Genomic DNA, 25,620 nt, shown 5'->3' with positions numbered 1-25,620 from the left:
GGGCCCCCCCCCGCGGGGGGGCGAAACCGCTCAGATCACCTCATCGACCACACGCTTCAACCGCGCAATCGTGCCGTCGACGTCATACAGCTTGTCCAGGCCGAACAGCCCGATCCGGAACGTCGAAAAGCCCGCTGGCTCGTCCACCGCCAGCGGCACGCCCGCCGCGATCTGCATGCCCTTCTCGGCAAAGGCCTTGCCGGTCTTCACCGCCGGGTCCTCGGTGTAGCAGACCACCACGCCCGGCGCGCCAAAGCCCTCTGCCGCGACCGACTTCACGCCCTTGTCCGCAAACACTCCGCGCACACCGTTGCCCAGTGCCCACTGCGCCTCTTTAAGCCGCGTGAAACCATACTCTTTCGTCTCGGCCATGGCGTCGCGGAAGGCGCGCAAACCATCGGTCGGCATGGTGGCGTGATAGGCATGACCGCCGTCTTCATAGGCCTTCATGATCTGGTGCCATTTCTTCAGATCGACGGAAAAGCTGTCCGATGTCGTCTCCTCCATCCGCGCCAGCGCGCGCTGCGACAGCATCACCAACCCGGCGCAAGGCGTTGACGACCACCCCTTTTGCGGGGCCGAGATCAGAACGTCGACGCCCGTCTCCTGCATGTCGACCCAGACGCAGCCCGAGGCGATGCAGTCCAGCACCATCAGCGCGCCCACCTCATGCGCCGCAGCGGCCAGCCGCTTGATGTAATCGTCCGGCAGGATCATGCCCGCCGATGTTTCGACATGCGGGGCAAAGACCAGCCCCGGCTTCACTTCGGCAATCTTCGCCTCGACCTCCTCGATGGGCGCCGGGACAAAGGGGGCATCCACCGCATTGCCGGTCTGCCGCGCCTTCATCACCGTGGTCTCGCCGCCGAAACCACCGGCTTCGAAAATCTGCGACCAACGGTACGAGAACCAGCCGTTGCGCACCACCAGCACGTCCGCGCCCTGCCCGAACTGGCGGGCCACCGCCTCCATGCCATAGGTGCCGCCACCGGGGACCAGCGCCACGGCGTCGGCGTTGTAAACCTCGCGCAGCATGCCGGAGATGTCGCGCATCACCTGCTGGAACGCGGCGGACATGTGGTTGAGCGAACGGTCGGTGAAAACGACCGAGAATTCTTCGAGCCCCTGCGGGTCGATGGTGTCGAGCAATGCGGCCATGGGGTCCTCCTTTTCCTCCGACCTACCCCAGCGCGCGGGCCATGGCAAAAGCTACTTCGGTATCGCTGAAGCAACTCTGCAACATCAGGTCGAATTTCCTGAATTTGTTCAAATTAAGGAAATTTTAGGATTCATTAATGACGCGAGGACGTTAAGGTTAACACGAGGCAGGAACGAGCGGGCAAAAAGACCCGCCGCAGGCGACGAGCACCATGGCAGAGACAACGATCCTCCTGAATGCGTTCAGCATTCTGGGAGGCCCAAAATTGAAGGTCAGCACCAAGGGCGGCAACTACGACGAAGGCGGCATGACCGTCTCCGGTGGTGAATTTGTCTGGGAAACCGACGATATCATCCTCATGGAGGTCACCCAAGCCAATGCCGACGGCGGGGTCACATCCGACTCAGAGATCACACGCATCATCGTCTACGACAACGCCGCCGACTATCTTAACGGTGTTGAGAAATTCGTTTACGAAGGCGCCAGCGGCCAGAACGCCAGCATTCGGGGCGCAACGGCGGGCGTGGGCGACAACTACCTGCGCATAAACGCCAACGTCCTGACCTCCACCGACCCCGCCGCGCCGGACATCAACGAGCTTTTCCTCGTCGCCGGAACCGACCTGAGCAGCGTCGTTGAAAACAACGAAACGCTGTTCATCGACCAGTTTTCCGACAACGATTACAACGCCAATGACACCATTGATGGCGGGTCCAGCGAGATCGCCGACGGCATCTTTCATGGCGGCGCGGGCGGAAACGACATCTATGTCGTGCTCTGCTTTGCGCGCGGCACCCTGATCGAGACCCCCGACGGCCCCCGCTACGTCGAAACCCTGCGCGCCGGTGACCTGGTCAATACCCTCGACAATGGGCCGCAACCGCTGGCCTGGGCGGGCGGAGAACGCATCGCGGGCACGGGGCCGAATGCCCCGGTTCGGATTGCCCCCGGCGTTCTGGGCAACGTCCGCGAGCTGGTCGTGTCACAAAACCACCGGATGCTTCTGCACGGCGCGAAAGCCGAACTGATGTTCGGCCAGCCCGAAGTGCTGGTCGCGGCAAAGCATCTGGTCGACCACCAAAAGATCCGCATCGTGGAGCAGGCCCAGGTCCACTATTTCCACCTGCTCTTTGACCATCATCAAATCATATTTGCCGAAGGCTGCCCGACGGAGTCCCTGCACCTCGGTCAAGAGGCATTAAAGACAGTAGGCGCGCAAACACGCGACGAGATTATCACGCTTTTCCCGGAACTTGCGGGGCGAAGCGCATCCGGGGATCTGTCCCGCTACGCGCTCAAACACTACGAGGCGCACGCGCTCCGGCGCTCTGCATGAGACGGGGGTTCAACGCCGGGCGCGGGGCATGGGGCAAGGGCGCGCCCTGCTCTTCCCACGCTAGGACGACCCGGTTCCGCCCGCGGCGCTTAGCCATGTAAAGCGCGTCATCGGCCGCCCGAATGGCGGTTTCAAAGTCCATGTCCGAGGGCTTCAGCGTAGCGCCGACCGAGATGGTCACGCGCAATTCGCGATTGTCGAATATGGTCGGAGCTTTTCCCACAGCGTCGCATAGCCTGTCGGCCACGCCAGCACCACGGACCCTGTCCGCGCCTGCCAGGAACACCAGGAATTCCTCCCCACCAAAGCGGCAGACAATGTCCTCTTCTCGGCAGCGGATGCGCAACTGGCTGGCCACGGTGCGGATGACCTCATCCCCGGCAAGGTGCCCGTGGGTGTCGTTCACCTTCTTGAAGTGGTCGATATCCAGCATCAGCACCACGCCCTCAACGTCCGGGCGGCGCGACACGCGGTCAAAGAAGAAGTCGCGCGTAGAGACCTCCGTCAGGCGATCCCGGAACACGAGGCGGCGCAATTCCTCCGCCGTCCGCGCGCTTTGCTGCGCCTGGTGGATCATCGTCCAGGCAAACAGTCCGATCACGGAGAAGGACAGAACCAGACCGACGAGAAAGCTGTTGCGCGGCGACAGGGGGGCGTAGCCGACCAGCGCCACGTTAACCACGATCAGGTTCGCAGCCAGCGCCACGATCACCGCAACCACCAGAATATACCCCTTGCTGCGGATCATGACACCGTACCCATTCCGTCCCTGCACGGAGCCTTTCTGATCGTCCTGTCAGGGGTTTACGGCAGATTTTCAGTCCTGCCCGTCCATGGTTGCGCCGATGTTCACGGCGGTTTCCCTTTCGACAATGTGGCACGATTCGGTTAGGAATGCATCAAGGATGGGTAACGGAATAGATTGCATTTTCATAAAGTTAGATCAGGTCGAGCGGCCCCGGACGACGCTCCTCGGACAGCAGGACGTTGGCCTCCAGGTTGCCCACCCCCGGCAGCGTCATGATGCGTCGCCGCAAGACCCGCTCGAAATCCGGGATGTCGCGCGCGACCACCCGCAAACGGTAGTCGAACAGTCCCAGCACATGTTCGACGATCTGAACCTCCGGGATGGCGGACACCGCGCGCTCGAAGTCCTCCAGGGACACACGCCCCTTGGTCGCCAGCTTCACCCCCAGGAACACCGTCACCCCGAACCCCAGCGCCGCCACATCCACATCCAGCCGCGAGGCCCGGAACACGCCAGCCTCGCGCAGCCGCTTGATGCGCCGCCAGCAGGCAGGCTGCGACAGACCTAGTTCGCGCCCCAAGGCGCCAGCAGAAGCGGTTGCATCCTCGGTCAGTGCCCGGATGAGCGCGCGGTCGATGTCGTCCAGCGCAATCACAGCGGCAGCGCCTCCGTATCCTTGACGCGGGCCACGTGCATCAGGGCCTCGATGTCATTGATATGCGGCAGGGTCAGCACCCTTTGCCGGTAAAGCTGTTGATAATGCTGCATATCCCGCGCGATGACCTGCAAGCGCACGTCGGTTTGACCAAGGAAGGTCTGGATCTCCAAAACCTCCGGCACCTCGCGGGCGGCGGCGATGAATTCGTCAAAGGCGCGCGGTTGCGTCTTGTCCAGCGTCACCCGCAAGGACACCTCGACCTCCCACCCCAGCGCGGGCCAATGGATCACACCCTGGACACCGCGCAGCACACCCTTCTCGCGCAGCCGCTCCAGCCGCCGCGCCAGTGTGGACGAGGTGACCCCGGCCTGTTCGGCCAGTCCCGCCAGACCCGAATCCGGGTCGGCCTGATAGTAGCGCAGAATGCGCCGATCCGTGTCGTCGAGCATGATTTTCCCGCCAGATGGCAATACTACGAATACTTGCGCTTCTCTTTGGCGAAAATACTCAAAAAACGCAAACACCAACGCGCCGCCGGGGTTATCTTGCCGCCCAATATTCAAGCGAGGAGCAAGAACAATGCGCGTTTACTACGACCGCGACTGCGACGTGAACCTGATCAAGGACAAGAAAGTCGCCATCCTGGGCTACGGCTCGCAGGGCCACGCCCATGCCCTGAACCTGCGCGACAGCGGCGCAAAGAACATCGTCGTCGCCCTGCGCGAAGGCTCCCCCTCGGCCAAGAAAGCCTCGGGCGAAGGCCTGCAGGTCATGGGTCTGGCCGAAGCGGCCGCATGGTGCGACGTCATCATGTTCACCATGCCCGACGAACTCCAGGCGGAAACCTACAAGAAGTACATCAAGGACAACCTGCGCCCCGGTTCCGCGATTGCCTTTGCCCACGGCCTGAACATCCACTTCGGCCTGATCGAAGCGCCCGAAGGCGTCGACGTCATCATGATGGCGCCGAAGGGTCCGGGCCACACCGTGCGCGGTGAATACGTCAAGGGCGGCGGCGTGCCCTGCCTCGTGGCCGTGCATCAGGACGCCACCGGCAAGGCGCTGGAAATCGGCCTGTCCTACTGCTCCGCGATCGGCGGCGGCCGATCGGGCATCATCGAGACCAACTTCCGCGAAGAGTGCGAAACCGACCTCTTCGGCGAGCAGGTTGTGCTCTGTGGTGGCCTCGTGGAACTGATCCGCATGGGCTTCGAGACCCTCGTGGAAGCAGGCTATGCCCCTGAAATGGCTTACTTCGAGTGCCTGCACGAGGTGAAGCTGATCGTCGACCTGATCTACGAAGGCGGCATCGCCAACATGGATTACTCGATCTCGAACACCGCAGAGTACGGCCAGTACGTCACCGGCCCGCGCATCCTGCCCTACGACGAAACCAAGGCCCGCATGAAGGAAGTCCTGCAGGACATCCAGCGCGGCAAGTTCGTGCGTGACTTCATGCTGGAAAACGCCGTGGGCCAGCCGACGCTGAAGGCGTCGCGCCGCGCCAACGACGAGCACCAGATCGAGCAGGTCGGCTCCAAGCTGCGCGAAATGATGCCGTGGATCTCTGCCGGCAAGATGGTCGACAAGTCCAAGAACTGATCCGGACGACCACGTCTGACACCGGAAGGGCGGCCCTCGGGTCGCCCTTTTCGCGTTAACCTTTCGGGAAAGCGTAAAGGCTGCGTTCGGCCGGGTGAATGCACCGCGCGGCGCAACATGTCGGGCGCTGGACGCGGGCCACCACAAACGCGGAAGGGTTTGGTGACAAAGGTTACCTGTCTGTAAGGGGAGAACCGGCCGGTTTCCCGCCGAGTCCCGGCCGGTTTGACGAGCTTGCGCCCTTCGACTCACCGCGACGCCCCAATCCCCCGTTGCGCCGGAATCTTTTGCGTTAACCTTTGCGATCGGGCGACAGAAGGTCTTTCGACGAAAGACCTTCGCGGGCCGAGCGATCTTCGTCGAAGATCGCTCGGGTCCCTACCTCTGACCCGGCGTCCAGTCGATGTCGTAGGTCTGTTTCATATAGCCCTGAAAATACCCGCGCATCACCGGGAAGGCATCGGCGATCTTGAGGAATTCCTCGCGGTCGAGCACCAGAACCTTGGTGTCCTCCAGCGCGTGTACGGTGCCCGAGCGCCGCTCCTGCCCCAGGACCATGCGCTCGCCGAAATGCTGCCCGGCAGTGACACGCTTCGTCACAGGTTCCCCGGTGTGCGTGTCCGGATAGGTCAGTTCCACCGCGCCTTCGATCACGGTGTAAAAACCATCGGCACGCGTCCCGGCCTCGAACACCCGATCGCCCGCGCGGTAATGCACGTAGCGCGCGGCGGGCGGCGTGTAGCTGCGCAGCTGCACGGTGGACCTCGGCGAAACCGCATCCATCACCCAGTTCAGCAGCACGTTCACCTTGGTCTGAAAGCCCGGAAGGAAGGCCACGTAATAGGCGCGCCAAAGCAGCCAGGCCGGAAAGCCCGACAGTTTAAAGCCCCAGACCTCGGCCACACCACGCCGCGCCCCCAGCGAGGCCAGCGCCCCCTGGCTCTTGTAGCGGAAGGGCTTCATCGGCTTGCCCGCCAGCGCGGCGGCCATGTTCTCGGCCAGCGCACGGGCCTCGCGCACGGCGAATTGCGCGGTGGGCGGGGCAAAGTCGGAGCGTTCCGTCGCGCCGTCCTTCATCGGGATCAGCGCGCAGTCGCCCAGAGACCAGACATCGTCATGCCCCTCGCAGCGCAGGTCGCGCGTCACCTTGATCCGACCGTGGACGTGTTCCAGCGGCATGTCCTGCACCACCCGCGAGGGCGCATTGCCGATGGTGGCGACGATGGTCCGCGTCGGGATCTCGGTGCCATCCGAGAGGATCAGCCGCGTGCCGGTGGCCGATTGCACGCCGCGTCCCAGCAGGATCTCGATGCCGCGCTTTTCCAGCTGCGCGGCGGCGTAGCGCCCCAGTTTGGCCGTCAGTTCGCCCAACACGTTCTGCGCGTATTCTACCACCACGACGCGCACCTCTTCGGGCCAAACATTGGGGTAGTATTTCAGCGAGCGGTCGATCATTTCCTTCATCTCGCCCACGGTCTCGACCCCCGAGAATCCCGCACCGATCACGCAGAAGGTCAGCGCCTCGCGTTTGACCTCGGGCAACTGGGTGATGTCGGCATGTTCCAGACGTTCGATGACATGGGCGCGCAGGCGGCGCGCGTCCTCGAGGGTCTTCATGGTCAGCGCGTGATCCGCCAGTCCGGGCATGCGCGACAGGTCCGTTTCCTGCCCCAGCGCCACGACGAGGTGATCGTAGCCGACCTCGGTCGGGCGCCGTTGCACCCCCTGGAAGATCGTGACCACGCGGCGGGTGGTGTCGACCTCCTGGATGCGGGCCTTGCGCACCTTGATGCCCTTCAGCAGGCGGCGCAGCGGTGTGACGGCGTGCAGCGCGGTGATCGCACCGGCCGCCACTTCGGGCAGAAGCGGCTGAAAGACAAAGTAATTCTCGGCGTTGATGAGTTCGATCCGCACATCCAACGGCAAACGCTTGCGCAGCTCGCGCGCGGCAAAGAGACCGGCGAACCCGCCGCCAAGGATGAGGATACGTTGCGTCATGAAGGATGTCCCGAAAGTCGATGCTGCAGCGCAGCGATATGCGGCTTTTGCCGTAGCCGGAGACAAGTTGCAATATTTTTCTGTTTGTTTTCAATGGCATACAATTGTACGCCAAAAAAGATGCATCTTTCCCGTGGCTTGACTTGCGCGTCGCGCGCGCCCTTCCCCATTGCAGCGCCTGCCCGACGGGTCTAACGCGACGCCATGACACCCGAGATCACACCCAAAAGCTGGGCGATGGTGGGCGCGCTGGGACTCGTCTGGGGCGCGACCTTCCTTTTCATGGAGATCGCCCTGCGCGGCATGACCCCCTTCTGGCTGGCCGCGTTCCGCATTGGATTCGCCGCAGCCCTGACCGTGGTCATCTGGCGGTTTGCGGGCGGCAAGCTGTTCCTGAGCGATGACCGCCCCTGGGGCGCGCTGATCGTCATCGGCCTGTTGTCCACCGCCGTGCCCTTCATGCTGCTCAGCTGGGGTTTGCAATATGTCACTTCCGGGTTTGCGGGTGTCAGCATGGCTGCGGTGGCGCTGATCGTCTTGCCGCTGGCGCATGTCTTCCTGCCCGGAGAGCGCATGACCCCGCGCCGCCTTGCGGGCTTTGTCATCGGGTTCATAGGTGTCGCGGTGCTGATCGGCCCGGAGGCCTTTGCCTCCACCGGCGAGGCGATGGAGCCTTATGGCCGCCTCGCCTGCCTGTCTGCTGCGGGGTGTTACGCCGTCAGCACGGTTGTCATGCGCCGCCTGCCCCCGGTCGATCCCATCGGACTGGCCGCCGTGCCGCTGATCGTCGGCAGTTGCCTGGTGATCCCGATGGCCTGGCTGCGCGAAGGCGCACCGGTGATGCCCGGCACGACGACGCTGATCGTGGTCGCCATCCTCGGTTTGGTCCCCACGGCGGGGGCGAACCTGCTGCGCGTCCTCGTGGTGCGGTCGGCGGGACCGGTGTTCATGAGCCTGACGAACTACCAGGTGCCGCTCTGGTCGGTGGTGCTGGGGATCGTGATCTTGGGGGAGCCTTTGCACCCGAGCCTGCTGCTGGCGCTTGTGCTGATCCTGACGGGCGTGTTCCTGAGCCAATGGGGGGCGCTCAGACGCCTGTTCGGACGCTGACGGTTCCTGTGCCAGACGCGCACAGGCTGGCCCGTTCACCCTGCGGATGGCGCCCGGCATCCCCGTCAGCGGGATGAGGCATTGCGCGCCGATCCGCAAAGGCGGATGCTGCCGCCATGGCAACGGATATCGCGTTCTCTTTCAAGGCACTGCCGGACAGGGCGCGACGCCACATCCGGGTGTTCCAGGTCCATCAGTTCCTTGACCGTCTTGCCATGGGTCTGACGGTCGCCGTGGTGGCGCTGGCGCTGACCGATCGCGGCATGGACCTTTTCCAGATTTCGCTGCTTTTCGGCATTTACGCGATCACGACGATGGCGATGGAACTGCCGTTTGGAGGTCTGGCCGACACCATCGGGCGCAAGCCGGTCTTTCTCGCGGCGGTCGTGGCCAGCCTGGTGTCGCAGGCGCTGTTCCTGTCGTCCGCCGACTTCACCGTCCTTGCGCTGTCCTTTGCCTTCATCGGGTTCGGACGTGCCCTGCGGTCCGGCACATTGGACGCATGGTTCGTCGAGACCTTCAGAGCCGAAGCACCGAATGTCGATGTCCAGCCCGCCCTTGCACGGGCGCACTGGGCCAATGCGATGGGCCTCGCGGTCGGCGCGGTCCTTGGCGGCTTGCTGCCCGACGCGGTCGGCGCGATGGGTCTGCGCCTTGGGACCAGCGTCTATGACGTGTCCTACGCCGCGAGCTTTGTCGTGATGGTCGGCGTGCTGGTCTACACCGTGGTCGCCATCACCGAGACGCCGCGTCCGTTGAACCCCGACGCGCTGTGGCACGGGTTCGCCAGTGTCCCGACGGTGATCGCCGAAGCCGGGGGGCTGGCCCTGAGGCATCCCACGCTGGCGCGTCTTCTGGCGGCGCTGGCGCTGTTTCTCATGGCCACGAACCCGGTCGAGGTGATCTGGCCGACATATGCGAAACCCATGCTGGATGCGGGCTACGCCAACGCCGCCATCGGTGCCCTGACGGCGGGCTATTTCTTTGCCATCGCCCTTGGCGCCTCGCTGTCGACCCATATCAACCGGGTGTTCGGGCGGCGCCCTGCCGTCACGCTTGCAGTTGTCTTTGCCGGTCTCGCCCTGGCTCAGGTCGCCTTGGCAGTACAGGGCGGCATCGGCGGATTTGTCGCCGCCTTCGTCGTCTATTCCATCCTTCTGGGGGCGAGCGAGACCCCGGCGAGCAGCCTCCTGCATCGCTGTGTCGCGGATCGTCAGCGGTCAACGCTGCTGTCGCTGCGCTCCCTGATCCAGCAACTCGGTGCCGCGGCGGGATTGGTCATGGCAGGCGCAATCGCCGAGCTCTCTTCCACTTCACATGCGTGGCTGTTCGGTGCGGTCTTTCTGCTGGCGGCGATGGCCCTGTGTCTGGCCTTGGCCAGACGACTGGCGGCACGGCTCGAATAGCTGCCCGCCCGGACACAACGACAGGCAATCCCACCCCAAGAAAAAAGGCCCCGCCGATGGCAGGGCCTTGCAGATCGTTGTGCGAGGGGCCGGGCGGCCCCGCCTTCCGCTTACCAGCAGCTGACAAGAACGGTGGTGTCCACCGCCAGCGCCGTCAGGTCCTCCGGCGCCAGCGCGCCGCCATCGACCCGCGCCGTGGCCTGCACGCCATTGGCCTGAAGGAAGTCGAGGATCAGCTCGCCCTTCGCGGCAAAGCTGACCTGATCGGGCAACTGCCGCCCGCCCTCCATTTCGCGCGGCAGCAGCATGCCCATGACATTGCCACCCGCGTCGAAGACCGGGCCGCCCACGTCGCCGGGCATGGCGTTCAACGCCAGACGCTTTACTCCCTGCTCGCCGTTCAGGCCCTTGGTGTCCTCCAGCGTGCCAAAGGTCAGTGTCGGTGCGGTCAGCACCCCGCCAAAGCTGTAACCCGCCACGGCGACCTCGGATTGCAGGCGCTGCGTGTCGGTAGTGAACTGCGCCGAGCGGCGCGGGGACAGCGCCGCGACGGGCCGCAGCAGCGACACGCCCAGCCCCGCGTCCGAAGCGACAACCTGCGCGTCATAGGTGCCGTTGATCGTCACACGCTCGCACTGGCCGGTGACGGCGTTCGACGCCAGCACGGTGCCACGGTTGTCCACGAAGAAGCCCGAACCATTGCCCTTGGGCGTGCGCACCTTGAGGCCCGACACGAGGTCCACGGCCTGCCCGGCATCGCTGACGGCGGCGGGGTCCAGCACGCCCGGCAGGCGCTGGTAGCTGTCCTGCATGATCTTCAGCACGCGACCGCGACGCTCTTCGTCGTTCGCCGGCCAGATCAGGCTGAAGCCCTTGATCTCGCCATTCTGCAGGCCGACCTCGGTGTGCGACACGATGCGATCATTCGCCCCGGTCAGCAGGAAACCACGCTGGTCGCGGCGGCGTTCGCCCTCCAGCGGCACGATCTCCAGTGTCTGCATGATTTCATACAGACCGTTCAGCGTGCGCGCATCGCCGGGTTGCGAGATCAGCAACACCTGCACGGGAAGGTCGGTGCTGGCCTTGTAGATGGCAAAGGGCGCCTCGTAGCGGTCGAACTGAACGACGCCCATGGGCATCTGCATCACGATGCCTGCGCGGTCGTCCACGGTGTCGCGCATGTCCATGCCATCCAGCACCGAGTTGTACTGCCGCAGCAGTTCCGAGCGCTGCATGGTGGTCAGGATACCTGTCGCTTCGAGGTTGTTGGCCTCCTGCCAGGCGGCCATGGACCGGCGCGTGCCGGGGCCGAAGGCTCCGTCGATACGGCCCTCGTAAAAGCCCCCCCACTGAAGGGCGATCTGCAGCATGTCGCGGTCCTCGCGGGTCAGCGCGCTTTCAGAGGCGCGGGCCTCGCGCGGGCCTTCGGGATCGGTGACGGCGACAGGACGCTCCACCGGGGTTTCCGACGCAGTCACCGCCTCGTCGGTCACGACGCCCGGTTGCTGTGCGTCCTCGATGACCGCCTGCCGGGTGTCTTCGGACAAGGTGGTGTCGACGGGAGCCTCCGTGGGTGCCTCAACGGGCTCCTCAACCGGCGCCGGGTCCGCGGCAGGCTGTGCTGCCGCCAGCTGATCCGCCAGAGCCGCCACATCCGAGGCCGGGTCCTGCGTCGCATCGGCCTGCGCCTCGGTGCCGTCCTGCCCCAGCTGCGCGCCCACCGGCCAGAACTGGCGGCCATAGACACGGTTGCTTTCGACGTAGCTGTCCGCCGGAACGGCGCCCGAGCGCAGCAGTTCGCCAAGGAAGGCCTCGGCCTCCTCGCGGCTGGAATAGGGGCCGACGGCCACGCCGTACCAGCCTCCGCCCAGCGAGAAGCCGTTCACGTTCGGCAGGCCCTGCGCGACCTGGCGGACGCTCGACTGCGCTCCGGCCAGCGAGGTCCGCGCCTCGACCTGGATGAAGAACTGCTCCGGCGCGTCCTGCGCAAAGGCGCCCTGCCCCGCAAGAACCAGTGCAAAGGCAAGGGATTTCAAATGGCTCGACATCGTGTCACGGACCTTCGGTACTGAATGTATAATCAGGGCATGTCTTAACAGATCATGCAGGCCGTGCACGCGAAAATGACGTGAGCCGCCGATTGACCCCGCCCCTGTTGCCGCCTAATCAGGCCGCAATCCGCCGCCCCAGCCGCTGCAAGGAGGCCCGACATGTCGACGACCCTGCCGAAACCCCGCTCTTTCCAGGAAATCATCCTGCGCCTGCAGGCCTACTGGGCCGACAAGGGCTGTGCGATTCTGCAACCCTACGACATGGAAGTGGGTGCCGGCACCTTCCACCCGGCCACCACGCTGCGCGCGCTCGGATCGCGGGCCTGGGCCGCCGCCTACGTGCAGCCCTCGCGCCGCCCGACCGATGGCCGCTACGGCGAGAACCCGAACCGCCTGCAACATTATTACCAGTACCAGGTCATCATCAAACCCTCTCCGCCGAACCTTCAGGCGCTCTACCTCGGCTCGCTCGAAGCCATCGGCATCGACCTCGGCCTTCATGACGTGCGCTTTGTCGAGGACGACTGGGAAAGCCCGACGCTGGGCGCATGGGGGCTGGGCTGGGAAGTCTGGTGCGACGGCATGGAAGTGTCGCAGTTCACCTATTTCCAGCAGGTGGGCGGCCATGACTGCGCGCCCGTGTCCGGGGAACTGACCTACGGGCTGGAACGCCTCGCCATGTACGTGCTGGGCGTCGACCACGTCATGAACATGCCCTTCAACGCGCCCGACGCGCCGATCCCGCTGACCTATGGCGACATCTTCCGCCAGACCGAGGAAGAATACTCGCGCTTCAACTTCGACACGGCGGACACGGCCCTTCTGCTGCGCCACTTCGAGGAGGCCGAGGCCGAGTGCAAGGCGATCCTGGCGCGCGAGGCAGAGGACCCCAAGACCGGCAAACGCATCGTCATGGCGCACCCGGCCTACGACCAGACGATCAAGGCCAGCCACATCTTCAACCTGCTCGACGCGCGCGGCGTGATCTCGGTCACCGAACGCCAGGCCTACATCGGCCGCGTCCGCGCACTGGCGAAAATGTGCGCAGATGCCTTCGTCACAACCGAAGCGGGTGGCTGGACATCCGAAGCCGTGGCAGTCTGACCCATGAGCGGCAAGATCCTCGGGAGCATCATCGTGCTGGTATCACTGATCTTTGGCGCAGTGGTCTACTACACGCAGGTCTATTACTACTACGAACCCGTGGCGGCGACGGGCGTAGATGACGTGATGCTGACCAACCTCGCCACGGGCGAACCCGAGGGGATCCTGATCTCGGACTTCGAGGCCATCGACGCCACCAGCTCGCCCATCCGCTACCGGGCGTGTTTCCGCACCGACATGTCGATCCCGATGCTGACCGAAACCTACGAGATGTACGACGGCGCCGAACCGCGCAACGCGCCCTACTGGTTCGAATGTTTCGACGCCGCCGCCATCGGCGCCGAGATCGAGGCAGGCACGGCGCTGGTCTTCACCGGTGAGCGCAACATGGAATTCGGCATCGACCGCGTGGTGGCCATCACCAGTGACGGACGCGGCTACGTCTGGCAGGAAATCAACGACTGCGGCGACAAGGCTTATGACGGCACGCCATTGGGCGAGAACTGCCCTGAACGCGAGTGATCGCGGCCCACGCGTGATCCAAAGGGCTGCTGCGCAGGCTTATTGAGCCGCTGCGCGGCCCGTTGCCTCCGGCGGAGGTATTTTCGAAACCAAAGAAGACGGGGCCGCGCGCCCATATTTCTTCTTGGTCCAAATATCTCCGGCGGGCCCGCAGGGCGCGCTGATCTGTGCGCGCGGCAGGCGCGCTCCGCCTGGGAACGGCCCCCAAGGGAACCAAACCGTGCTCTCGCGCGCTTCTCCTGCAACCAGCAGAGGAAACGCCCCCATGTCCGACAAAGCGCCCGCCTGGGTCCCTCCCGTCATGCGCACAGGTTATTTTGCCCGTGCCGCCGTATATACCGTCGTCGGCGGTCTTGCCTTTCTTGCCGCCGTTCAGGGCGGGCAGGCGCAGGGCACCACCGACGCCCTCGCCGACCTGCGCAGCCATCCCGGCGGGCAGATTGCGCTCTGGCTCATTGCGCTTGGTCTTTGGGCCTACATGGTCTGGCGGCTGGTGGACGCCTGGCTGGATCTTGACTGTTACGGATCGGATACCAAGGGCATCGTCGCCCGCATCGGTCTGGTCGTGACCGGCCTGATCCACGCGGGCATCGGGGCTTCGGTTGCCGCGACCGCCATGGGTGGCTCGGGCGGCGGAGACGGCGGCACCCAGACGGCGACGCAAAAGCTCATGTCCATGCCGTTCGGCATCTGGCTGGTCGGCATCACCGGCGTCATCACAATTGGCGCGGGCGCCTACTACATCCGCAAGGGCATCAAGGAGCGCTACAAGGAGCACATACGCGTCACCCCGACCGCGCGCAAGCTCGATCCGGTGATGAAATTCGGCTGCGTCGCCATGGGCGTCGTCATCGGCATCATCGGGGTTTCCATCGTCATTGCCGCGCTGAACGCCGATCCGTCGCAGGCCGGGGGTGTGGGCGAGGCCCTGCATCAGCTGCGCTCCATGGCCTTTGGGCGGATCTTGCTGGGGATCGTGGGCCTTGGGCTGATCGGCTTTGCGGTCGAGAACGCCGTCGAGGGGTATTACCGCGTTCTGCCGCGCTATGCCGGGCCCGACGTGATGACGCTGGCCAAGCGTGCCAAGCTCAAGGCCGAGGGCAAGCTGCGCGAGGCGACCGCCTGATCGCGCCCCACGGTCCAAGGGCGCTTGCGACCAGAGCGCCCGCCCGCTAGACACCGCAACAAACGTGACACGCCCGCGCATGGCCCCGGCCAAGGCGCGGGCAAAGCTGTGGTGAGACGATGCCGGACCTTCTGATCGAACTCTTTTCCGAGGAAATCCCCGCACGGATGCAGGCGCGCGCCGCCGAGGATCTGAAGAAGCTGGTGACCGACGGTCTGGTCGAGGCGGGTCTGACCTATGCCTCCGCCGCCGCCTTCCACACGCCGCGCCGTCTGGCGCTGACCGTCGACGGGCTGACGCCCGAGTCCCCCACCCAGCGCGAGGAGCGTCGCGGGCCGAAGGTCGGCGCGCCCGAGAAAGCGCTCGAGGGCTTTATGCGCGGCGCCGGGGTCACCCGCGAGCAGCTGGAGGAGCGCGAGGACAAGAAGGGTGCCTTCTATTACGCCACCGTGGTCACCCCCGGCCGCAAGGCCGACGAGATCGTCGCCGAGGTGCTGGAAAAGACCGTGCGCGGCTTCCCTTGGCCGAAATCCATGCGCTGGGGCGCGGGCAGCCTGCGCTGGGTGCGTCCGCTGCATCGCATCATCTGCCTCATGCGTGACGAGGCAGGCGACCGCGTGGTCGATCTGGACATCGACGGGATCAAGGCGGGGCAGACCACCGAGGGGCACCGCTTCATGGGCGATGGCGCGTTCGACGTGACCTCCTTCGAGGACTACGAGGCGCGGTTGAAGCGTGCCAAGGTCATGCTGTCCGCCACGGAACGGGCTGAACATATCTGGAACGACGCCACCAACGCGGCCTTTGCGCAGGGGCTGGAAGTGGTCGAGGACAAGGGCCTGCTGGCCGAGGTGTCCGGGCTGGTGGAATGGCCTGTCGTGCTGATGGGCGACATCGGCGAGGCTTTCCTTGGCCTGCCGCCGGAAGTCTTGCAGACCTCGATGAAAGAGCATCAGAAGTTCTTCTCGGTCCGGAACCCCTCGACGGGGCGGATCGAGAAATTCGTCACCGTCGCCAATATCGAGACCGCCGACAATGGCGCGACGATCCTTGCGGGCAACCAGAAGGTTCTCGCGGCGCGCCTGTCGGATGCGAAATTCTTCTGGGAGAACGATCTGCGCGTGGCGCAGCGCGAGGGCCTGACCGCCTGGACCGACCGCCTGTCCAACGTGACCTTCCACAACAAGCTGGGCAGCCAGAAGGATCGGATCGACCGCATCGCCGCACTGGCGCGCGAACTGGCCCCCAAGGTCGGCGCCGATGCCGCGCTGGCGCAGCAGGCCGCCGAAGTGGCCAAGGCCGACCTGTCGTCGGAAATGGTCTATGAATTCCCCGAGTTGCAGGGCCTGATGGGCCGCTACTACGCCGAGGCCGCCGGTCTGCCTGTCGAAGTGGCGGCTGCGTGCCAGGAACATTATTCGCCGCTGGGCCCGTCCGATGACGTGCCGACCGCGCCGGTGTCCGTCGCCGTGGCGCTGGCCGACAAGCTGGACACGCTGACCGGCTTCTGGGCCATCGACGAAAAGCCCACCGGGTCCAAGGACCCGTTTGCGCTGCGCCGCGCCGCGCTGGGGGTGATCCGGCTGATCCTGACCAATGGGCTGCGGCTGCATCTCGACCGTTTCTTTGACGCGCAGATCCTGCGTCACCGCATTGGCCACCCGGATGCAGAGACCGAGGCCGAGCTGCGCGACGAACTGCTGGGCGAGATCGCGCATCATGGCGTGTTCGGGTCCGCCGTGCGGACGCTGCTGGAGAAGCTCGACGGCAACGGCCCGGCTTGGGTGCAGAAGATCGTCGACCACGAACCGGATGTCTCGGACGATCTGCTGGGCTTCTTCCACGACCGGCTCAAGGTCTTCCTGCGCGATCAGGGCGTGCGTCACGACGTGATCGACGCTTGCCTCGCGATGCCGAACAAGGACGACCTCGTGCTGCTGGTGAAGCGGGCCAAGGCCTTGCAGGCTTTGCTGGGGTCCGAGGATGGCACGAACCTCGTGCAGGGCTTCAAGCGGGCCAACAACATCCTGACGCAGGCCGAAGAGAAGGACGGTGTCGAGTATTCCTACGGCGCGGATGTGAAATTCGCCGAGACCGAGGAAGAAAAGGCACTGTTCGCTGCACTGGACGCCGCCGAGGCAAAGATTGCCCCCGCCATGGAGGCGGAGGATTTCGCCGCGGCCATGGAGGCCATGGCCGGTCTGCGCGCGCCCATCGACGCGTTCTTTGACGCGGTGCAGGTGAATTCCGACAACCAGGTGGTGCGGCGCAACCGTCTGAACCTGTTGTCGCGCATCCGTCACACCTGTTTGCAGGTCGCCGACCTGACGAAGCTGGACGGCTGAGGCGCGCCCGGACACGCTTTGGGCGTCCGGTTCGCGGTTTTCGGTGCCATGGGTTTCGCCTGAGCTGACGCTCAGGCGACCGGCGCGCCTTCGGCGCGGGACAGGACGCGCCTTTGGCGCTGAGGCAGCACGCGCCTTTGGCGAGAGGTCGGTCTGGGCGTCTGCCGCGACGGTTTCCCATCTTGTCATGGAACCGTCACGGCGTATTCTGCGCCCGGAACCGCAAAGGATGCCGCAGTGCAGAAAGCCCTCTCCGACGACCGTGACATCACGCTGATCACGCCTTCGGCGCCGATGAGCACCCCGACCCATGGCGGGCGGGCGAAGTGTCTGCAGCGGCTGGTGCGGCTGGACCTGCCGGTGCCGCGCACCGTGGCGCTGTCCTTTGACGAGGTGCATCGCATCGCAGGCGGCGAAATGCCCGACATGCCCGGGCTGCTGTCGTCCTTCGATCCCGATGCGCTGCTTTGTGTGCGGCCTTCGTCGGAGGATCCTGACTGGGGCGGACCGAGCGCGATCCTGAACATCGGCATGAACGATGCGCGGTACGTGGCGCTGTCGGACGAGATCGGGCACGAGGCGGCGGCGGCGCTGTACCTGCGGTTCGTGCAGGCCTATGCGGTGCATGTGGCGCGGCTCGACCCCGACCAGTTCGACGAGATCGAGGATATCGGCCAGGCGGGCCTGTCGGCGGCACTGGGGGCCTACGAGGACGAGGCGGAGGAGCCTTTTCCGCAGGACCCTGCCGTGCAGTTGCGCGAGGTCTTGCGATCCATGGCCCGCGCTTGGGAAGGGACGACGGCACGGCTGTTGCGTCAGGCCAAGGGCGCGCCCGTGGATGCGGGGCTTGGGTTGGTCGTCCAGGAGATGGCGCTGGGTCTCGGGCGCGGCGAATGTGGTTCGGGCGTGTTGCAACTGGCGAATTCGGAAACCGGCCGGCCGCAGCTGACCGGGCGCTACCTGAGCCAGAGTCAGGGCCGCGATGCCCTGCGCCAGCGGCACAAGTCGCTGTATCTCGAGAGAGACCCGCGCGGGCCGTCCCTGCAGGATCTGGCCCCGGAAGCCTTTGACAAGCTGATCGATTTTGCCGGGCTCATGCGCCGCCGCCTGCGCGAAGAGATGCAGATCGAGTTCACCATCCGGGGCGGCGAGGTGCATATCCTCGACGGTGTGCGGGTGGAGCGCTCGGCGCGGGCGGGGGTGCGGATCGCCGTCAGGCTGGCCGAGGATGGCATCATCTCGCAGCCCGAGGCCGTCATGCGCATCGAGCCGCGCGCCATATCAGAGCTGTTGCACCGGCAGGTGGCGCCGGGTGCCTCCCGCGTGGTGATCGGGCGCGGCATCGCGGCATCGCCCGGTGCGGCCACCGGCAAGATCGTGTTTTCCTCTGCCGAGGCGCAGGCCAGTGCGGCGCGGGGCGAGCCGTGTATACTGGTCCGGCGCGAGACCTCGCCCGAGGACATTCGCGGCATGCACGCCGCCGTGGCGGTGCTGACGGAGCGTGGCGGGATGACCTCGCATGCCGCCGTGATCGGGCGCGGGCTGGGCCTGCCCTGCGTGGTGGGCGCCGCGCGCATGGGGTTTCACCTGGACCGCAAGACCCTGATCGGCGAGCGTGGGCGCATCTTCCGCGAGGGCGACACGATCACCATCGACGGCACCTCGGGCGAGGTGCTGGAGGGCAGCGTCCAGATGGTCGAGGCGGCGCTGGACGACGCCTTCCAGACGCTCATGGGCTGGGCCGACAAGGCGCGTGACATTGGGATCCGGGCCAATGCCGACACCCCTGCCGATGCCGCCACCGCGCGGCGCTTCATGGCGCAGGGGATCGGGCTGTGCCGGACCGAGCACATGTTCTTTGAACACGATCGCATCACCCCCATGCGCGAGATGATCTTTGCCGATACCACCGAGGATCGGCAGGCGGCGCTGGCGGTGTTGCTGCCCATGCAACGCGCTGATTTCACGGAACTATTCCGCATCATGGAAGGACTGCCGGTCTGCATCCGGCTGTTCGATCCGCCCTTGCACGAATTCCTGCCGCAGGACCGCGCGGGGCTGCGCGACCTGGCAGAGGCGCTGGATCTGCCGATCAGCGACGTCACCCGTCGGGTCGAATCGCTGGCCGAATACAACCCCATGCTGGGCCTGCGCGGCGTGCGTCTGGGCATCACCGTGCCGGAAATCTACGACATGCAGGCGCGCGCCATCTTCGAGGCGACTCTGGATGCCTCGCGCGAGGGCGCGCCCGTGGTCCCCGAGATCATGCTGCCGCTCGTCAGCGCCAAGCGCGAGGTCGAGCTGCTGCGCACCCGCATCGACGCTGTCGCCGCCGAGGTCCGGGCTGAACGCGGCCGCACCTTCACCTACCGTCTGGGCGTCATGGCCGAGACGCCGCGCGCCTGCCTGCGCGCCGACGAGATCGCGCCGCACTGTCAGTTCCTGTCCTTCGGCACCAACGACCTGACGCAGATGACCTACGGCCTGTCGCGCGACGATGCCGGGCGCTTCATGTCGGATTACGTGCAGCAGGGCGTGTTCAAGGAGGACCCCTTCCACGTGCTCGACATCGATGGCGTGGGAGAGCTGGTGGCGCTTGGCGTGCAGCGCGCGCGGGCCACGAATGATGCGGTCACCCTGTCCATCTGCGGCGAGCATGGCGGCAACCCCGAATCTATCGCCTTCTGCCGCGAGGTCGGGATGACATATGTCAGCTGTTCGCCCTTCCGCGTGCCTGTCGCGCGACTCGCCGCAGCCCAGCTGGCGCTGCGCGAAACCGGCGTCGAACGTCCGCCCCGGTTGTGATTCTTCACTGTTTGACAAGGGATTAGGCGCAGCGCCCACAGATCACGCATCTGCGCAAGTGCCTGCGCGCCTGTGACGCTTTACGGATTGACGCCAATTTTATATAAACCGCTGGTCCCGGCTCGGATCGGGACGACGTTTTCCTTGAACAAGAGACCGCCGCGATGATCCGTGCCAAGTCCGCTCTTCAGGCCCTGTGCCTGTCCATGATGACGCTTGCCCTGCCCGCCATGACCGCTCAGGCCGACCCGGCGCAGCAGGCGCGCACACTGGTCAACCTCGAAACCAAGGCACTGGCGCGGGCACAATCCGGACACCTGAAATCGCTCGTCACGCCGATCCCCGCCGCCGCCATTCAGGGCGCGGGCAAGATCCGCTACGACGCCCAATGGCTCGCAGCCCAGCCGCAGGCGCAGGGCGGCGCGGAATGGGAATGCCTGTCCGAGGCGCTCTACTTCGAGGCACGCGGCGAATCCGTGCAGGGGCTGTTTGCCGTGGCCGAGGTCATCATGAACCGCGTGTCCTCGCCGAAGTTCCCCGGCTCGGTCTGCGGTGTGGTCAATCAGGGCACCGGCAGGAAATACGCCTGCCAGTTCACGTATACCTGCGACGGCCGCCCCGAAGAGATCCACGAACCCGCAAGCTGGGAGCGCGTGGGCAAGGTTGCCAAGATGATGCTCAGCGGCGCGCCCCGCCCGCTGACCCGAGGCGCGACCTACTACCACACCAACGCGGTGCGGCCCAAATGGGCCACGGTATTCACGCGCACCGCCAGCATCGGCGACCACGTGTTCTACCACGCCTCTCGTTAAGACCTGACCAGTCGGGCGTTTTCCGCCCCGGATGCGCCGTTTTGGCCCTGCCGTTCCCGCGCGGCTTACCCTATGGTGCCGCCAAGTCCGACCGCAAGGAGCCGCCCCATGGTCTCTGAAATCCGCCTCGCCTTTGCGCATCCCTCAGAGCGTGCCATCGCCACCGCCGGTGACGCGCCGCGCGACCGTATTTCCCTGCGCGATCACATCGTCGAGGTCGAGATCGGCGCCTTTCAGGCCGAGCGCGGCACCAAGCAGCGCGTGCAGTTCAACGTGGTGGTCGAAGTCGCGCCCTTCACCGGCGACATCGGCGATGACGTGGACCGCATCCTGTCTTACGACCGCGTCACCGAAGCCATCGCGCACGAATTGGCCGCCGAGCGGCTGAACCTGCTGGAAACGCTGGCCGAGCGCGTGGCGGAACGCATCCTGCTGGAACCGCAGGCCCTGCGCGCCTTTGTCCGGATCGAGAAGCTGGACCGCGGTCCCGGCGCACTGGGGGTCGAGATCGTGCGCGCCCGCGCGGATGTGGCAGCGCATCTCAACACCCTGGCGCAGGAAGTGGCCTCCGAGCGCCCGCACCCGCGCGTGGTCTACCTGTCGAACGCCGCCATCGACCATCCGTCGCTTGGCGCATGGATCGACGAACTGGCGGCGCGCAAGGCGCCTGTGATCCTGTGCTGCGGCCTGCCCCCCGAGGCACCGCTGCAAACCGGGCACAAGATGACCCAGCGCCGGGTCGATCTGCTGGCGATCGAGCAGAACGGCTGGCGGCTGGCAGCCCGTGACCTGCGCTGCAAGGTCGTGGCCACCCGCACCGAACTGGACTGGGCCATGAAGAACGGCCAGATCTGCATCTGGGCCCCGTCGAAGATCGTGCTCGATGCGACCGAGGGCCCCGGCGTCGGCCCGCGCGACTCGGTCGGCTTGACCGGCTGGTTCGCCGCCGAGATGGAAGCCTGCGAGATGCTGGTCATCGGCGAAGACCTGCCGGAAAACGGCGGTGTTTCGCAACGTGCGGTTGACGTGGGCGCTGCCTTGTTCTGAGGCACGAAACCGCCCTTGAAATGGGCGGTGCTTTGGGTCAGGGAAACGCCATGACTGCGTACTACCGGCCGATCGTGCGTTTTGACGCCCCCCGCCCCGAAGGTGCCCTGCTGTTGGCGGGCGGCCCGGGCTGGTTCACCCATCTTGTCGAACATCGCCGTGACGCGGCGCCCCGCCCCGTGGGGATCGACGCCCTCCCCGACGACTGGCGCATCCGCCTGAGCGCACCGCGCCCCGCGGTGGCCGGGATGGTCTTCGACCAGATGCGCGTCATGGGCATCCTCAACGTGACACCGGACAGTTTCTCGGACGGGGGCCAGTTCCAGACCGCCGCCGCTGCGCTGATGCAGGCGCGGGCCATGGTCGCCGCCGGGGCGGACATCCTCGACATCGGCGGCGAAAGCACCCGCCCCGGTGCCGTCACCGTCCCGCCCGAGGCCGAGATCGCCCGCGTCGAGCCGGTGATCCGCGCGATTGCCAGCGACATGCCGGTGCCGATCTCGGTGGACACCCGCAAATCCTCGGTGGCCGAGGCTGCTGTCGATGCGGGCGCACGGCTGGTCAATGACGTGTCGGGCTTTACCTACGATCCCATGCTGGCCGCCTATTGCGCCCGCGTGAACCGTCCCGTCTGCGTCATGCACACGCTGGGCGGCCCCGAAACGATGCAGGACAACATCCATTACGACGATGTGCTGCTGGACGTGTATGACTTCCTGCAACGGCAGATCGAAACGCTGGAGGCCGCGGGCCTCGCGCGCTGCCGTATCGTGGTCGATCCCGGCATCGGCTTTGGCAAGACCATCAACCACAACCTGACCCTGCTGAACGGCATGTCGCTGTTCCACGGCCTCGGCTGTCCGATCCTCGTGGGCGCCTCGCGCAAGGGCTTTGTCGGCCGCATCACCGGTGCCAACCCGGCATCCGAGCGGATGCCCGGCTCGGTGGCCATCGCCCTCGCCATGGCCGCGCAGGGCGTCCAGATCATCCGCGTGCACGACGTCGCCGAAACAGCACAGGCCCTGTCCATGTGGAACGCCATTTCAAACGGAGAATTTTCATCATGACCCGCAAGCTGTTCGGCACCGACGGGGTGCGCGGCACCGCCAACACCTACCCCATGACTGTCGAGATGGCCGTCTCTCTGGGCGCCGCCGTGGGCCGCTATTTCCGCAATGAACACAACGGCGTACACCGCGTGGTGATCGGCAAGGACACGCGCCTGTCGGGCTACATGTTCGAAAACGCGCTGACCGCGGGCCTGACCTCGACGGGCATGAATGTTCTGCTGCTCGGCCCGGTGCCGACGCCCGCCGTTGGCCTGCTGACCCCCTCCATGCGCGCCGATCTGGGCATCATGATCTCGGCCTCGCACAACCCCGCCGCCGACAACGGGATCAAGTTCTTCGGCCCCGATGGCTTCAAGCTGTCGGACACGGTCGAGGCCGAGATCGAGGCGCTGGTCGAAAGCGGCGTCGCCCCCGCCCAGCCGCACAACATTGGCCGCGCCAAGCGCATCGACGACGGCCGCTTCCGCTATCAGGAGCGGGTGAAATCCACCCTGCCGACCGGCCTGCGCCTCGACGGCATCAAGGTGGTGATCGACTGCGCCAATGGCGCGGCCTACCGAACCGCGCCCGAGGTGCTCTGGGAACTGGGCGCCGACGTGGTCGCCATGGGGGACGAACCCAACGGCGTGAACATCAACGCCGACTGCGGCTCGACCAAGCCGCAGAAGGCCGCACAGATGGTCCGCGAGACCGGGGCGGACGTGGGCATCTGCCTCGACGGCGACGCCGACCGGATCATCCTGATCGACGAGACCGGCGCAGTGGTGGACGGCGACCAGATAATGGCGCTGCTCGCCGCGCGCTGGGCCGAAGAAGACCGCCTGAAGGGTGGCGCGCTGGTGGCCACCGTCATGTCCAACCTTGGTCTGGAACGCTTCATGACCTCGAAAGGCCTGCGCCTCGAACGCACCAACGTGGGTGACCGCTACGTGGTCGAGACCATGCGCGCCAAGGGCTACAACCTGGGCGGCGAGCAGTCCGGCCACATCGTCATGACGGACTTCGCCACCACCGGCGACGGCCTCATGGCGGGCCTGCAATTCCTGTCGGAGATGGTCCGCACCGGGCGTCAGGCCTCGGAGCTGACCCGCAGCTTTGCCCCGGTGCCGCAACTGCTGAAGAACGTCCGCTACGGCGCGGGCGTGCTGCCGTTGGAGGACGCCCGCGTGCAGGCGGTGATCCGCGACGCCGAGGAAAAGCTGATCGGCAAGGGCCGCCTGCTGATCCGCAAGTCCGGCACAGAACCGCTGATCCGAGTCATGGCGGAATGCGAGGACGACGTGCTGCTGACCACCGTGGTGGACGGCATCGTGGCCGAAGTCGAAGCGGTCGCCTGACACGTGCCCCGAAGAGCCTTCGAGGAAGGCTCTTCCCGCACCAAAGCTTTTCGACGAAAAGCCTTGGTCCCTAAAGCCGCACGACCACCGTCGCCACGGCGAACGTTTCGCCATCTTCCGTGATGCTGTCCAAACTCTGGCCATCTGGATCAGGCAGCGCGCGCACTTCTTCGCCGCCCCCGGTGTCGTACCGCAGGTCCATGTGCTGCCCCTGCCAGTCCAGCGGCACCGCCTGTGCCGACAGACCTTCAAAGCGCAGCCCGTGTTCCGCAGTCGCCACCGGCGCCAGCGGGAAGGTCATGCCCGTACTTTGGCCCATGCTTTGGCCCGTAACCTGCACCGAGGTCGCAGACTCAGGCAGCCCGTAAACGATGCAGCGCAACCGCGCCGTCACCGCCGGAAACGCCAACTTGACCCGTATGGGCGCTTCACCCTGCGGGTCCAGAGAGACCTCCAACGCCGCCAGAGGCACCTCTCCATGCACCCGCACACCGGTCGAGACATCACGCAGACGCGCGATGACAAGGCCATCGACAACCGATGCCTCCGTCATATCGAAGTTGGCCGTCTCGTCAGGCGCCAGCCCGCCCGTCATCGCGCGGACGAACCCGTCCGATGCCATCAGCAAAAACCGCAACGCACCGTCCTCGGCCTCGCGTCCCAGAACCACGGCCCGCCCGGTGCCGTCGTCGGTGTGGAACGCCATCCCCTTGCGGTGCAGCACCTGCACCGCATCCTCATCGGGCCGGATCGTGATCGGCGCCACGGCATAGGCCCCGTGGGTCACCTCGATCTCCAAAAGCCTTTGCACCTGCCCGCTCATGCCACCGCCCTCCTGCGCCGGAGCGGCGCGCGCACCGTGTGCCACAGGCGCGACAGGAACCAGAACACAGCCGACAGAGCGACCCAACCCGCCACGAAGCCGGTTCCCGCGAAACTCGCCCCTTCAAAGGTCACAGGCACCGCCGGTTTGAACTGTTCGCGCGCCCGCGCCCAAATCTGCGCGTCACCCAGATGCGTCGCGAGTTTTGCCCGCATGAACGGCCCCGCCCCCTGCAAGGCCGCAAGGTCCGCCGCCAGATCGTTGCGCCGCGCCACATCCGCCGCCATGTTCGCCGCCTGCGTCCGCGCCAATGGCCCCTCTGCCGCCAGGGCCGACAGGTACAGCGGCAACGTCATCCCTGCCGCATCCGCATCTGCCTCGTAGCGCACGACCTGCCGCGACAGCTCATCGACCGCGCCGCCCAACCGCTGCATGTATTGCTGCGAGAACTCCGGGAACTGCGACGCGCCCAGCGCGCCCGCCAGTCCCCCTGCCATCGCCAGAACCCGCAGGATCATGCCGTCTCTCCCCACTCTCACCTGTGAAAGACTAGGGCCTCCA

Annotated in this window: 21 protein-coding genes; 13 read left to right on the top strand and 8 right to left on the bottom strand. The window is 65.8% G+C overall.

Annotated features, from left to right (window positions below):
• Positions 1-30 precede the first annotated feature (30 nt).
• Positions 31-1,158 carry an aminotransferase class V-fold PLP-dependent enzyme gene (locus ACP16H_RS15385; RefSeq protein WP_425073130.1) on the bottom strand — a complete coding sequence of 376 codons (1,128 nt, stop codon included), beginning with the start codon at positions 1,156-1,158 and terminating at the stop codon, positions 31-33.
• 266 nt (positions 1,159-1,424) lie between these two features.
• Between ACP16H_RS15385 and ACP16H_RS15380 the strand changes: the two genes are divergently transcribed.
• Positions 1,425-2,495, top strand: coding sequence for a Hint domain-containing protein (locus ACP16H_RS15380; RefSeq protein WP_425073129.1), 1,071 nt, complete (start codon positions 1,425-1,427; stop codon positions 2,493-2,495).
• Here the strand turns inward: ACP16H_RS15380 and ACP16H_RS15375 are convergent.
• From ACP16H_RS15375 to ACP16H_RS15365, 3 genes are all read right to left on the bottom strand, one after another.
• On the bottom strand, positions 2,455-3,243 hold the full coding sequence (locus ACP16H_RS15375) for a GGDEF domain-containing protein (protein WP_425073128.1): 789 nt from the start codon (positions 3,241-3,243) through the stop codon (positions 2,455-2,457). The genes ACP16H_RS15380 and ACP16H_RS15375 overlap by 41 nt on opposite strands.
• Positions 3,244-3,433: 190 nt before the next feature.
• Positions 3,434-3,898, bottom strand: coding sequence for an Lrp/AsnC family transcriptional regulator (locus ACP16H_RS15370; RefSeq protein WP_425073127.1), 465 nt, complete (start codon positions 3,896-3,898; stop codon positions 3,434-3,436).
• Positions 3,895-4,350 carry an Lrp/AsnC family transcriptional regulator gene (locus ACP16H_RS15365; protein ID WP_425073126.1) on the bottom strand — a complete coding sequence of 152 codons (456 nt, stop codon included), beginning with the start codon at positions 4,348-4,350 and terminating at the stop codon, positions 3,895-3,897. Before ACP16H_RS15365 ends, ACP16H_RS15370 begins: the two co-directional genes overlap by 4 nt.
• A gap of 130 nt (positions 4,351-4,480) precedes the next feature.
• Between ACP16H_RS15365 and ilvC the strand changes: the two genes are divergently transcribed.
• Entirely contained in the window at positions 4,481-5,503 is a 1,023-nt protein-coding gene (ilvC, locus tag ACP16H_RS15360; protein WP_425073125.1) for a ketol-acid reductoisomerase, read from the top strand.
• 378 nt (positions 5,504-5,881) lie between these two features.
• On the opposite strand, the gene ACP16H_RS15355 is transcribed toward ilvC, so the two are convergent.
• Positions 5,882-7,501 (bottom strand): FAD-dependent oxidoreductase, encoded by a 1,620-nt coding sequence (locus tag ACP16H_RS15355; RefSeq protein ID WP_425073124.1) that lies wholly within the window; start codon positions 7,499-7,501, stop codon positions 5,882-5,884.
• Between the two features lie 204 nt (positions 7,502-7,705).
• Between ACP16H_RS15355 and ACP16H_RS15350 the strand changes: the two genes are divergently transcribed.
• On the top strand, positions 7,706-8,611 hold the full coding sequence (locus ACP16H_RS15350; RefSeq protein ID WP_425073123.1) for a DMT family transporter: 906 nt from the start codon (positions 7,706-7,708) through the stop codon (positions 8,609-8,611).
• 116 nt (positions 8,612-8,727) lie between these two features.
• Positions 8,728-10,017, top strand: coding sequence for an MFS transporter (locus ACP16H_RS15345; RefSeq protein ID WP_425073122.1), 1,290 nt, complete (start codon positions 8,728-8,730; stop codon positions 10,015-10,017).
• 110 nt (positions 10,018-10,127) lie between these two features.
• Here ACP16H_RS15345 and ACP16H_RS15340 read toward each other — a convergent pair whose 3' ends face one another.
• A complete protein-coding gene (locus ACP16H_RS15340; RefSeq protein ID WP_425073121.1) occupies positions 10,128-12,065 on the bottom strand; it encodes a peptidoglycan-binding protein in 1,938 nt (645 codons plus the stop codon).
• Between the two features lie 162 nt (positions 12,066-12,227).
• Between ACP16H_RS15340 and ACP16H_RS15335 the strand changes: the two genes are divergently transcribed.
• The 9 genes from ACP16H_RS15335 to glmM all read left to right on the top strand — a co-directional run bounded on the left by ACP16H_RS15335 (position 12,228) and on the right by glmM (position 24,236).
• The gene (locus ACP16H_RS15335; RefSeq protein ID WP_425073120.1) at positions 12,228-13,172 is read left to right on the top strand and encodes a glycine--tRNA ligase subunit alpha; all 945 of its coding nucleotides are present in this window, start codon (positions 12,228-12,230) and stop codon (positions 13,170-13,172) included.
• A 3-nt stretch (positions 13,173-13,175) separates the two neighbouring features.
• On the top strand, positions 13,176-13,694 hold the full coding sequence (locus tag ACP16H_RS15330; protein WP_425073119.1) for a DUF6446 family protein: 519 nt from the start codon (positions 13,176-13,178) through the stop codon (positions 13,692-13,694).
• A 265-nt stretch (positions 13,695-13,959) separates the two neighbouring features.
• Positions 13,960-14,820: a DUF1206 domain-containing protein gene (locus tag ACP16H_RS15325; protein WP_425073118.1), complete on the top strand. Its 861-nt coding sequence runs from the start codon at positions 13,960-13,962 to the stop codon at positions 14,818-14,820.
• Between the two features lie 119 nt (positions 14,821-14,939).
• A complete protein-coding gene (gene glyS / locus ACP16H_RS15320; RefSeq protein ID WP_425073117.1) occupies positions 14,940-17,165 on the top strand; it encodes a glycine--tRNA ligase subunit beta in 2,226 nt (741 codons plus the stop codon).
• A gap of 294 nt (positions 17,166-17,459) precedes the next feature.
• Positions 17,460-19,970 carry a putative PEP-binding protein gene (locus tag ACP16H_RS15315; protein WP_425073131.1) on the top strand — a complete coding sequence of 837 codons (2,511 nt, stop codon included), beginning with the start codon at positions 17,460-17,462 and terminating at the stop codon, positions 19,968-19,970.
• A 164-nt stretch (positions 19,971-20,134) separates the two neighbouring features.
• A complete protein-coding gene (locus tag ACP16H_RS15310; protein WP_425073116.1) occupies positions 20,135-20,782 on the top strand; it encodes a cell wall hydrolase in 648 nt (215 codons plus the stop codon).
• 108 nt (positions 20,783-20,890) lie between these two features.
• Positions 20,891-21,829, top strand: a complete 939-nt coding sequence (locus tag ACP16H_RS15305) for a dihydroneopterin aldolase (protein WP_425073115.1) — start codon at positions 20,891-20,893, stop codon at positions 21,827-21,829.
• A gap of 50 nt (positions 21,830-21,879) precedes the next feature.
• Positions 21,880-22,896: a dihydropteroate synthase gene (gene folP, locus ACP16H_RS15300; RefSeq protein ID WP_425073114.1), complete on the top strand. Its 1,017-nt coding sequence runs from the start codon at positions 21,880-21,882 to the stop codon at positions 22,894-22,896.
• Positions 22,893-24,236: a phosphoglucosamine mutase gene (glmM, locus tag ACP16H_RS15295; RefSeq protein WP_425073113.1), complete on the top strand. Its 1,344-nt coding sequence runs from the start codon at positions 22,893-22,895 to the stop codon at positions 24,234-24,236. Before folP ends, glmM begins: the two co-directional genes overlap by 4 nt.
• 70 nt (positions 24,237-24,306) lie before the next feature.
• On the opposite strand, the gene ACP16H_RS15290 is transcribed toward glmM, so the two are convergent.
• Together ACP16H_RS15290 and ACP16H_RS15285 are read right to left on the bottom strand one after the other, a co-directional pair.
• On the bottom strand, positions 24,307-25,059 hold the full coding sequence (locus ACP16H_RS15290; RefSeq protein ID WP_425073112.1) for a hypothetical protein: 753 nt from the start codon (positions 25,057-25,059) through the stop codon (positions 24,307-24,309).
• Positions 25,056-25,577 (bottom strand): DUF2937 family protein, encoded by a 522-nt coding sequence (locus ACP16H_RS15285; RefSeq protein WP_425073111.1) that lies wholly within the window; start codon positions 25,575-25,577, stop codon positions 25,056-25,058. The genes ACP16H_RS15290 and ACP16H_RS15285 overlap by 4 nt, the downstream gene beginning before the upstream one ends.
• Between the last annotated feature and the right edge of the window lie 43 nt (positions 25,578-25,620).

The organism is Sagittula sp. S175 (assembly GCF_049800975.1).
In the GTDB taxonomy this organism is placed as follows: Bacteria; Pseudomonadota; Alphaproteobacteria; order Rhodobacterales; family Rhodobacteraceae; genus Sagittula.
This window is presented reverse-complemented; position numbering and strand designations above follow the sequence as displayed.